This window comes from Celeribacter marinus (genome assembly GCF_965656515.1).
GTDB classification, from domain to species: Bacteria; Pseudomonadota; Alphaproteobacteria; order Rhodobacterales; family Rhodobacteraceae; genus Celeribacter; species Celeribacter marinus_D.
This window is the reverse complement of the sequence record NZ_CBFHKW010000113.1, coordinates 1-1,638: the sequence shown is the minus strand read 5'-3', so window position 1 is coordinate 1,638 and position 1,638 is coordinate 1. Positions and strand designations below refer to the sequence as shown.

1 protein-coding gene and 1 pseudogene are annotated in these 1,638 nt (G+C 49.5%); both read left to right on the top strand.

Going from position 1 to position 1,638, the window contains the following annotated elements; genetic code table 11:
• A partial coding sequence (locus ACTG34_RS13680) for a DUF5927 domain-containing protein (protein ID WP_439105424.1) occupies positions 1-1,101 on the top strand: 1,101 nt, incomplete at its 5' end.
• 7 nt (positions 1,102-1,108) lie between these two features.
• Positions 1,109-1,638 (top strand): annotated as a pseudogene (locus ACTG34_RS13675) (nodulation protein NodH); the annotation flags it as partial.

Below are 1,638 nucleotides of genomic sequence, written 5' to 3'. Positions count from 1 at the left end.
GAACGCCAAGTGTACGACAGGTATTTTAAACGCGTTTGGATTCCTGACGAGAGCTATTACCAGTCCCTTGTGCGCCTCCATTCCACAGATATAGAAAGCAGATCTCTCACGCTGTCAAAGTTTGACTATCAGGGTAAGCCACACATTTTTTATGATGATCACTTGCAGTTATTGCGGCGCTCGGATTGTTTCGTTGCACGGAAAATCTGGCCCAAAGCCGATCGGATCTACGACACATTCCTGAATACCACCCACAATCCGATGCAAGGTGCCGAGCCAAATCCCGGAAAAATTGACCGCATTTTTTCAAAGGCTGTTGATCGGCGTGTGAATGGCCGTGAGGGGCTATATATGCAAAGCCGCATGCCTCATGCAGGCAAGGAGCGTGGCAAAACATGTGCGCAATACTCGGTGTTCGAGGGGTTTTCGGAACTGTTTGAGGATTTTGACGAATGGTTGTCGCGCGCTGTCGGTGCGCGGGTTCACGGCCATTTGTACGCGCCCGAGGCCGCACAGTTCGCAGGCGGGCAGCCCGTTTTTGCAGGTGCGCTATCTAACAATCCCAAGCTGCGTGATTATGATGCGTGTGGATTTCTTACATCGTTGATTTGGAACACGCGCGGGGAACGCCAGTGTTTCAGCTTTGGGCCACGAGACAATCAAGAGATCAGTTGGTTAATTGCGACGGACCCAAATGCTCAAATTTCGGCAATTTCTGGAGCATGGGCTATGACGCTGTTCCGCTCCAACATGGATTTCGCTACCGTTCGCGCCGAGGCTGCGCGCCTTCAGCGGATTGAGGCAGAACACTTGGAAATTTTGCGGTCACGTCATGTAAAGGCGCGCATTCGAATCTGGACAATGGCTGATTTCATCGAGAGCCGAACCGAGGTTTTACAAACGATTATAGACGAAATTGGACCTAAAAACTTACGGCGTTTGACAGAAACCCCGCGTTTACGTGACTTGACTGGCTTCACTCAGTTTCTCCAAGATCTCAAGAATAAAGGGATGAGTCCGTATCTCGTCGGGGATTTCCCAACGACATCTGATGCCAACCTGCCACAGCGCGAAAGCAAGCGTCCCTACCTTATAAAGTGAACCTGATATGTCTAACCAGTTTGATTATTTTGTAATTTTGGCAGAGATGCGCACGGGATCTAATTTTCTCGAAGCGACCGTAAATTCCTACCCTGGGCTTACATGTTGGGGGGAGGCCTACAATCCTGCGTTTGTCGGCAAAGCAAATTCGGACAAGATGTGTGGTGTGTCCAAGGCGCAGCGCGAACAGAATCCCAACACTTTGTTAGAGGCGATGAAATCTAATACCGAGGGGCTTGCGGGTTTTCGCTTCTTTCACAACCACGATCCCCGGATGTTTAATCACTTTATGGATGATCCCAAATGCGCAAAGATCATTCTGACGCGAAACCCGCTTGAGAGCTATGTCTCAAAGAAAATAGCCGATCAGACGGGCCAGTGGCGTTTGGGTGATTTGAAAGATGTGCGAACGGCAAAAGTCACCTTTGAAAAGCGCGAATTCGAAACGATGCTCGATGCGATAAAAACGTTTCAGGTAGAGTTGCAGCGGCGTCTTCAGGTTTCGGGGCAAACCGGATTTTATATCAACTATGAAGA